This window comes from Streptomyces sp. SM1, assembly GCF_002910825.1.
Taxonomy (GTDB): domain Bacteria; phylum Actinomycetota; class Actinomycetes; order Streptomycetales; family Streptomycetaceae; genus Streptomyces; species Streptomyces okerensis.
This window is the reverse complement of record NZ_NEUB01000458.1, coordinates 1-8,902: the sequence shown is the minus strand read 5'-3', so window position 1 is coordinate 8,902 and position 8,902 is coordinate 1. Positions and strand designations below refer to the sequence as shown.

The following is an 8,902-nucleotide window of genomic DNA, read 5'->3' as shown; positions in this document are numbered from 1 at the left end:
CTCGCGGTGGCCCCGAAACTCCGGCGCGAGGTGCACGCGGCGGCGTGGGCGGCGGCTTCGGAAGCACCGGCGGTACGGCCGGTTCCCGGCCCGTGCCGTGGAAGACCCGCCAGCCGCCTGGGGCCGACTGCTCCTGAGTGGTCATGCCGGTGCCTCCTCGCCGGCGAGACCGCCGGGATCGGTGGGCTGGAAGTCGATGGGCCGGGTGGGATCGTCCCAGAGAAAACCGATGTGCCTGCCGAGGAGCTCACCCGGCCCCTGGCCGTCGCTCTCGGCGTTCCGGCGCAGCAGGTGTACGGCCGTCGGGATACGGGCCGGGGTCTGGGCGGCGGCGAACAACGCGGTCACCACCTCCCGGCGCTCCTCGACGAAGACTCCGCGGCGGTCCCATATCGCGAGCCCTATCCCCTCGGCGATGGCGGCCTTGAGCGCCGCCAGGGCCCCGGTGCCGCTGGGGGCGTCCAGCACCACCGCCGTATGTCTTGATTCCCCGGCGAGCCCCGCCTGCCACGCACCGGGACGCCGGCCGTCCGGTTCACGCCAGTCGTGCACGGTGACGCCCTGCTCCCCCAGGGTGCGCCAGCGCTGCCGCCACTGGTCGCGGATCACGGTGTCGTCCGAGTACATCCGCTCCAGACTGCGCAGGTGGACGCCGTACTTGAGGCTGAGCGGCAGCGGCTGGCCGTCGCCGACCCGGTGCGTCAGCCCGGCCACGTCGTGGTTGAGAAGGTCGTAGGGAAGAAGGAACTCGATGTACGGCGGCGGGGGCCGGCGTCCGCCGGATTCCGGCTCACGTGGCGCCGTCCAGAGCCGGGTGCCCTGCCTCAGCGCCCGTTCGACGGCGGTGCCGAGGTCGTCCAGTGTCGTGTAGGCGGGTTCACCCGGCTGGGGGTTCCAGTGTCCGGGTACGGTGTTGAGCCAGGGGCGGACGACGATGTCCCGGGTGCCGTCCCGCACCGGTTCGACGGCGATGACGAGGCAGCAGGGTATGTCCGGGTCCCCCGGTGCCGTGGGGGCGGCCTGTCGGCGGCCCTCCAGCTGTGCGGTCAGGCCGGCCCGGCGGGCCCAGTCGCCGACCCAGCCGCTCAGGGCGTCGTGATGGGCGGGGGTGGCGGCCAGGCGGGCGGCGTGGTCGACCAGGAGCACGGCGGGCGGCAGTCCGTCCAGCTGTGCGGTCCAGCCCAGGACGTGCGAGAAGAGCTGGTCGGCCGTCAGCCCGGTGGGCAGGTCGCGGCCGTTGAGTTCCTCCACGAGCGCGTCGCGCAGCCGCGTGGCGGGTAACTCGCCCCGGGACAGGACGGCGCGGGCGCCGAGCTCGTCCTCACGGGAGATCACGGGGCCGGCCAGGAGGTCGGGGCCGGCCGGGCCCCGCGGCCGGCCGAGCAGCCCGTCGAGCAGACGGTCCAGCTCGTCGCCCGCCAGGTCTCCCTCGAGGATCCGCACCACTTCGACCAGTACGCTCTCGCCGCCCGCCGTGTTCAGCGCCGCGCGCACGAGCAGCACGACGTCCTCGCGCAACTTGACGCCCCGGAGGTCGACCTGCCCGCCCAGCAGGTCACCCAGCACCACGGCGAAGTGCAGGCGCCCCTGCGCGTCCTCCATGCAACCGAGATCGCACAGGGCGTTGGTCAGCCCCAGAAGCACCCGGCTGCCACGCGCGCGCTCGGGTTCGCCGAGCCCCGTGTCCGTTGTCACCGACCTTCCCCCTGAGCCGGTTCGTCTGCCTGGCCGATCAGCGAAGTTAGCACGGTCACCAACGGTTAACCAGGGACGAATGAGGTCATGGTCCCGCCCCACGGTCAGGATCGCCCACACGGGTGACATCGTCGGCCGGAATCATTCGCACCCGCGACCCGGGCCACCGAGCCGTCACACCCGGGAGCCGCCGTGGGCACGCCTCCGGACCCTCCCCGGTCCCCCGCGGCAGCCACCCGGGAGTCGGCCCCCGCGCGGGAACGCGGGGGCCGACTCGCGGGCCGTCACAGGCGCGGGTCGACCGGTTCCGACTCCAGTGCCAGGACGGCGAAGACCGGCTCGTGGACGCGCCACAGGGGTTCGCCCTCGGCGAGGCGGTCCAGGGCTTCCAGGCCGAGCGCGTACTCGCGGACGGCGAGGGAGCTCTTGTGGTTGAGGAAGCGGCCGCGCAGCCGGGCCAGGTTCTCCGGGCGGGTGTACTCGGGCCCGTAGATGATCCGCAGGTACTCGCGGCCCCGGCACTTGATGCCCGGCTGCACCAGGCGGCCCGAGGAGTCTCGGACCACGGCGCCGACCGGTTTGACGACCATGCCCTCGCCGCCGCGTCCGGTCATCTCCAGCCACCAGTCGACGCCGGCCCGCACCGACTCGGGGTCGGCGGTGTCGACGTAGAGGCGCCGGGTGGTCCCGAGAAGGCCCGTCGTGTCGTGCTCGACCATGCGGTCGAGCAGGGCCAGCTGCTGGTCGTGGGGCAGCGCGGCGAGGCTGCGGCCCTGGACGGCGAGCACCTGGAACGGCGCCAGGCGGACACCGTCCAGGCCGTCGGTCGTCCAGCAGTAGCGGCGGTACGCGTCGGTGAACGCCGAGGCGGACCGGGCGCGTTCGCGCTGGCGGTCCAGCAGGTCGCCCACCTCGACGCCCCGGGCCGCCGCGCTCTCCAGGGCGGCCAGGGTGCCCGGGAAGACCGCGCCGGACGCGGCGCCGACCGCGGCGTACTGCGAGCGCAGCAGCCCGGACGCCTTCAGGGACCACGGCATCAGTTCGGCGTCCAGCAGGAGCCAGTCGGTGTCCAGCTCGTCCCAGAGGCCGGCCCCGGTGACGGCGGTGCGCAGCCTGCCGAGGATCTCCTCCGTGACGGACGCGTCGTCGAAGAAGGGGCGGCCGGTACGGCTGTACAGCGAGCCGGTCCCGCCACCGGTGGCAGCGAAGCGCCCCGCGGCCACGTCCGCGTCACGGCAGACCAGGGCGACCGCGCGCGAGCCCATGTGCTTCTCCTCGCACACCACCCGCGCGACGCCGTCCCGCTCGTACTGGGCGAAGGCCTCCACCGGGTGCTCCAGATACCCGTCGAGGTGGGAGGTCGCGGTGGGTGCCATGGTCGGCGGGAGGTACGGCAGCAGGCGCGGGTCGATGGCGAAGCGGCTCATGACCTCCAGGGCCGCGGCCGCGTTCTCCTCGCGGACGGACACCCGGCCGGCGTACCTGGTCTCGACGATCCGGCGGCCGTGCACGTCCGCCAGGTCCAGCGGGCGCCCCTCGCGGCCTCCCGGTGCCTCGGTACGCAGCGGGCGGGCCGGCTCGTACCAGACCCGCTCGGCCGGTACGTCGACCAGTTCGCGCTCCGGCCAGCGCAGCGCGGTGAGTTTGCCGCCGAAGACCGCGCCGGTGTCGAGGCAGATGGTGTTGTTGAGCCAGGTGGCCTCCGGGACGGGGGTGTGCCCGTAGACGACGGCCGCCCGTCCGCGGTAGTCCTCGGCCCACGGGTAGCGCACCGGCAGGCCGAACTCGTCGGTCTCGCCGGTGGTGTCGCCGTACAGGGCGTGGCTGCGGACCCGGCCGGAGGTGCGGCCGTGGTACTTCTCCGGCAGACCGGCGTGGCAGACGACCAGTCCGCCCCCGTCGAGGACGTAGTGGCTGACGAGCCCGTCGATGAACTGCCGTACCTCGGCGCGGAACTCGTCGCTCTCCCCGTCCATCTGGGCGATGGTCTCGGCGAGTCCGTGGGTGTGCTGGACGTTGCGGCCGCGCAGGTGGCGGCCGAACTTGTTCTCGTGGTTCCCGGGCACGCAGAGGGCGTTGCCCGACTTCACCATGGTCATCACGCGGCGCAGTACCGCGGGGCTGTCCGGGCCGCGGTCGACGAGGTCGCCGACGAAGACGGCGGTACGGCCCTCGGGGTGGGCCCCGTCGGTGTAGCCCAGCTTGCCGAGGAGCGACTCCAGTTCGGCGGAGCAGCCGTGGATGTCGCCGATGATGTCGAAGGGGCCGGTGAGGTGGGTGAGGTCGTTGTACCGCTTCTCGGTGACGACGACCGCGCGCTCGACCTGCTCCGCACCGCGCAGCACATGCACCTTGCGGAACCCCTCGCGCTCCAGGTGGCGCAGGGAGCGGCGGAGTTCGCGGGTGTGGCGCTGGATGACCCGGCGCGGCATGTCGGCGCGGTCGGCGCGGGCCGCGTTGCGCTCGGCGCACACCTGCTCGGGCACGTCGAGCACGATGGCGATGGGCAGCACGTCGTACTGCCTGGCGAGGTCGATCAGCTGACGGCGGGCGTCCTGCTGGACGCTGGTGGCGTCGACGACGGTGCGTCGGCCGGCGGCGAGTCGCTTGCCGGCGATGTAGTGCAGCACGTCGAAGGCGTCGCGGGACGCGCTCTGGTCGTTCTCGTCGTCGGCGACCAGACCACGGCAGAAGTCGGAGGAGATGACCTCGGTGGACTTGAAGTGGCGGCGGGCGAAGGTGGACTTGCCGGAGCCCGAGGCGCCGATCAGGACGACGAGGGAGAGGTCGGTGACGGGGAGGGTGCGGGCCGGACCGGCGGAGCCGGCGCTGTCGTCGGTCTCGTCGGTGCGGCTGGTGCGGCCGGTCTCGTCGGTGGTCATGCGGCCTTCGCCTCCTTCGGGGTGTCGGCCTGGAACACGGCCATCTGCGTGGGCGGTCCGACCTCGGGGTCGTCCGGCCCGACGGGCACGAACCCGACGCCGTACCCGTACTCTTCGGCCACCTTCTCCGCCCAGGCGCGGAACTCCTCGCGGGTCCACTCGAAGCGGTGGTCGCCGTGCCGGACACGGCCGGCCGGGAGGCTCTCCCAGCGCACGTTGTACTCGACGTTGGGGGTGGTCACCAGGACCGTCCGGGGGCGGGCTGCGCCGAACACCGCGTACTCCAGTGCGGGCAGCCGGGGCAGGTCGAGGTGCTCGATCACCTCGCTGAGCACGGCGGCGTCGTAACCCCCCAGCCTCTTGTCGGTGTAGGCGAGTGAACCCTGGCGGAGGTTCACGCGCGCGGACTGCCGCTCCCCCATGCGGTCCAGCTTCAGCCGCCGGGAGGCGATGGTGAGCGCCCGCATCGACACGTCGACGCCGACGATCTCGGTGAACGCCGGGTCCTTGAGCAGTTGCTGCACGAGTTGTCCCTGGCCGCAGCCGAGGTCGAGCACCCGGGCGGCGCCGGAGGCGCGGAGCGCGGCGAGGATCGCCTCACGGCGCTGCACGGCGAGCGGCGTCGGCTTCTCCTCCTGCTCGGCCTCCGCCTCGACGGCGTTGTCGATGTCCTCGACGGCGGTGTCGTCCGTCTCGGCCAGCCGCACCAGCTCGAGGCGTTCCATGGCCTGCCGGGTCAGTGACCAGCGGCGGGAGAGGTAGCGGCTGGTGATCAGCCTCTGCTCCGGGTGTCCGGGCAGCCAGCCCTCGCCGGCCCGCAGCAGTTTGTCGACCTCGTCGGGGGAGACCCAGTAGTGCTTGGCGTCGTCGAGGACGGGGAGCAGTACGTAGAGGTGGCGCAGCGCCTCGGCGAGGGTGAGCGTGTCCGCGTCCAGGACCAGCTGTATGTACCGGGAGTCGCCCCACTGCGGGAACTCGCCGTCCAGCGGCACGGGCTCGGCGGTGACCGTCCAGCCGAGCGGCTCGAAGAGACTGCGGACGAGTCCCGGACCACCGCGTGCGGGCAGTGCCGGCACCTCGATGCGCAGCGGCCGCGGCTGCGCCGGGAGCTGCGGGCGGGCGGTGCACACGCCGCGCATCGCGCTGGAGAAGACGGCGCTCAGCGCGACGGCGAGCAGCGAGGACGCCGCGTAGGGACGGTCGTTGACGTACTGGGCGAGGGCGGCGTCGGGTGCGCCGCCGCGCCCCTTGCCCTTGCCGCGCCGGACCAGTGCCACCGCGTCCACCTCCAGCAGCAGCGCCGCCGTGCAGCGCTCGGCGTCCGCCTCGGGATAGAGGACGTGTGCCGTGCCGTAGGACGTGGAGAACGCCTGCGCCTTCTCGGGATGCTTGTGCAGCAGGAAACCGAGATCGGTCGCCGGACGCTCGGCGGAGCCGGTGGTACTGATCGTCAGGAACACGGTGGTTACACCTCGAAACACCTTCTGAGCTGCGAGTACACACCGGGACTCCGGCGCGTCCGATCAACGTACAGGGAAGGGGTCACGAGGTCGCACAGAATTTCGGCGCCACGGGGTGCGAGGGACCGCCCCCGGCTGGAGGCGGTCCGGCTCGCCGTGCGCGCCCCTACGGCAGCTGGGACTGCACCTGGGAGGAGATCAGCTCCAGGTGGTCCAGGTCGGAGAGGTCGAGGAACTGGAGGTAGATGCGCCGGGAGCCGGTCCCGGCGTAGCGGCCGATCTTCTCGACGACCTCGGCCGGGGAGCCCGCCAGGCCGTTGGCCTTGAGCTCGTCGACCTCGCGGCCGATCGCGGCGGCACGGCGGGCGACCTCCCGGTCGTCCTTGCCGACGCAGACGACGAGGGCGTTGGAGTAGACCAGGTCACCCGGGTCGCGGCCGGCCTCCCGGGCGGCGTCGCGGACCCGGCCGAACTGGCGGGCCGTGTCCTCGACGGAGGCGAAGGGCATGTTGAACTCGTCCGCGTACCGGGCCGCGAGGCGCGGGGTGCGGATCGCGCCGTGGCCGCCGATGAGCACCGGCACCTTGGCCTGGACGGGCTTGGGGAGCGCGGGCGAGCCGGTGAGGTCGTAGTGGGTGCCGTGGTGGTCGAAGGTCCGGCCGGGCTCGGTGGCCCACAGTCCGGTGACGATCTCCAGCTGCTCCTCGAGGCGGGCGAACTTCTCCTTCGGGAAGGGGATGCCGTACGCCTTGTGCTCCTCCTCGAACCAGCCTGCTCCCAGGCCGAGTTCGATGCGCCCACCGGACATCTGGTCGACCTGGGCGACCTGGATGGCGAGCACGCCGGGGAGGCGGAAGGTGCCGGCGGTCATCAGTGTGCCGAGCCGGATGCGCCGGGTCTCGCGGGCGAGTCCCGCGAGGGTGATCCAGGCGTCGGTGGGGCCGGGCAGGCCGTCGCCGGAGCCCATGCCGAGGTAGTGGTCGGAGCGGAAGAAGGCGTCGAAGCCGAGGTCCTCGGTGGCCTTGGCGACAGTGAGCAAGGTGTCGTAGGTGGCCCCCTGCTGGGGCTCGGTGAAGATGCGGAGATCCATGTCTCCATCCTGCACGCCCGCACGCTCACGGGCGTGGACGGCCACGGCCGACCGTACGGCGTGCCCCGGCGCGGCCACGGTCGGGTGAAGTCGGGCCGAGGACGGTCACGCGGTACGTCAGGCCCGGTGACCGGCACGGTGAAGACCGCCGGCTCGGGCGGGTCCGGAGCGGCCGGCACCCGCGCCGGGGGTGTGCGCCGGGGCGTCGTCGTGCCGACCGCTCCGGATCCTGACGCGTCGCCGGGCAGGCGGAAGTGCGGCGACGGCGTCGCATCGGGCGGTGCGGAAGGCCGGGATGCTCAGCCGGCCTCCCGCACCGGCAATGCCTCTTCGCGGTCCGTCAGCCTGCGGAGCATCTCCAGCACCCGGTCGCGGGACTCGTCCGCCGCGTCGATGACCTCCATGCACTGCCAGTACATCGCCTCGTCGTCCACGGAGCAGGCGATGCCGACCAGCGCGATACCGACCTCGCCGAGCAGGCCGCCGAGGCACATCAGGCACTGCCGGGCCTCGCCCACCTCGGTGAGCTGGGCCGCGCGCAGCTCTCCCGGGCCGAACTCCGGGGTGCTCAGCACACCGCAGCCGCGACCCGCCAGCTCGGTCAGTCCCAGAGCCTCTCCGCGCAGTTCGGGCGGGCCGACCACCGCCAGCCGGCTGCCTATCGCCTGTGCCAGGGCCTGCGCCTGCCACACCTCGGTCAGCAGCTCCGGCACGCCGCCGGTCGCGGCCAGAGCCCTTCTGCTCGTCACGATGAGCCGCACAGCGTCCATGCGCTGCCCCCGTCTGTCCGACGCGCTGCCCACGCGTCCGCATCCGTTGAACTCCCTGATCCACTACCCAGAGTGAAGGTGCGTGAGACAAAAAGCCAGAGGAAGACCGAAATCTGTGGACAACAATTCGAGCATGTCCAGATTGTCATATACGGAGAGTGAAAACGGAGTCGGCGAGTCCCCGCTCTCCTACTCGGGGGACGGGCGCTGCCCTCCGGCCGGGAACCTGTGCTCGTTCCGGTCGATCTTCGCCGCCAGGGCGGCCAGCGGGTCGACGCCGAGGACCTCGCACAGCTGGAGAAGATAGGCGAGGACGTCGGCGACCTCGTCGGTGACCCGGTGCGCGCGGTCGGGGTCGCCCATCACGCGGGCGGACTCCTCGGGCGTCAGCCACTGGAAGATCTCCTGGAGTTCGGAGGCCTCCACGCTGAGCGCGGCCACGAGGTTCTTCGGGGTGTGGTAGGGCTGCCAGCCGCGTACGGCGGCGAACTCGGCCAGGCGGAGCTGGAGTCGGGCGAGGTGGAAGGGCTCGCGCGCGGTGTCGTCGTCGTCCGGATCAGTCACGGTCCAGGTGTACCACTGTCACGCCGGTCACTCCGGCGGCCCAGGAGGCGTCACTCACCGCGCCGGCCAGGCGGATGTGCCCGCGCTCGCACATCCGCACGGCCAGGCGCAGCAGGTGCTCGCGCTGTCCGGGGTCGAGGTCCCGGTCCAGGCCGTCGGCGAGGATGGTGAGGCTGCGGAGCGCGGCGGGTACCTCGCCGGGCACATCGGTCTCCAGCACGCCGGGGCCGGTGAGCAGCACCAGCGCGAAGGCGGTGTACCTCAGCTCGCCGTCACCGAGCCGCCGCAGCTCGGTGCGGGTGCCGTCGCCCCGGTCGAGCAGGGCGCGGACCAGGCGGCCGGCGTCGTACGGCTCGGCGAGCAGGTCGGTGACGGGACCGGCGCAGCCGGCGCGTACCGCGTCCACGAGGAGCGCGTGCCGGCGTCCGCACTCGGCGCGGG

At 72.7% G+C, this 8,902-nt stretch carries 6 protein-coding genes and 1 pseudogene; all 7 read right to left on the bottom strand.

The features are described 5' to 3' along the window. Positions 1–141: 141 nt before the first annotated feature. Positions 142–1,695, bottom strand: coding sequence for a hypothetical protein (locus tag B9S61_RS11525; RefSeq protein WP_103542176.1), 1,554 nt, complete (start codon positions 1,693–1,695; stop codon positions 142–144). A 284-nt stretch (positions 1,696–1,979) separates the two neighbouring features. Then, positions 1,980–4,577: a polynucleotide kinase-phosphatase gene (locus B9S61_RS11520; protein ID WP_103542175.1), complete on the bottom strand. Its 2,598-nt coding sequence runs from the start codon at positions 4,575–4,577 to the stop codon at positions 1,980–1,982. Further along, on the bottom strand, positions 4,574–6,037 hold the full coding sequence (locus B9S61_RS11515; RefSeq protein WP_103542174.1) for a 3' terminal RNA ribose 2'-O-methyltransferase Hen1: 1,464 nt from the start codon (positions 6,035–6,037) through the stop codon (positions 4,574–4,576). The genes B9S61_RS11520 and B9S61_RS11515 overlap by 4 nt, the downstream gene beginning before the upstream one ends. A 166-nt stretch (positions 6,038–6,203) precedes the next feature. Then, entirely contained in the window at positions 6,204–7,127 is a 924-nt protein-coding gene (locus B9S61_RS11510) for an LLM class F420-dependent oxidoreductase (protein ID WP_103542173.1), read from the bottom strand. 299 nt (positions 7,128–7,426) lie between these two features. Beyond that, entirely contained in the window at positions 7,427–7,897 is a 471-nt protein-coding gene (locus B9S61_RS11505; RefSeq protein WP_103542177.1) for a DUF6099 family protein, read from the bottom strand. 189 nt (positions 7,898–8,086) lie between these two features. Continuing rightward, positions 8,087–8,461 (bottom strand): nucleotide pyrophosphohydrolase, encoded by a 375-nt coding sequence (locus B9S61_RS11500; protein WP_103542172.1) that lies wholly within the window; start codon positions 8,459–8,461, stop codon positions 8,087–8,089. Then, a pseudogene (locus tag B9S61_RS11495) lies at positions 8,454–8,902 on the bottom strand (hypothetical protein); the annotation flags it as partial. The pseudogene B9S61_RS11495 and the gene B9S61_RS11500, both read right to left, overlap by 8 nt.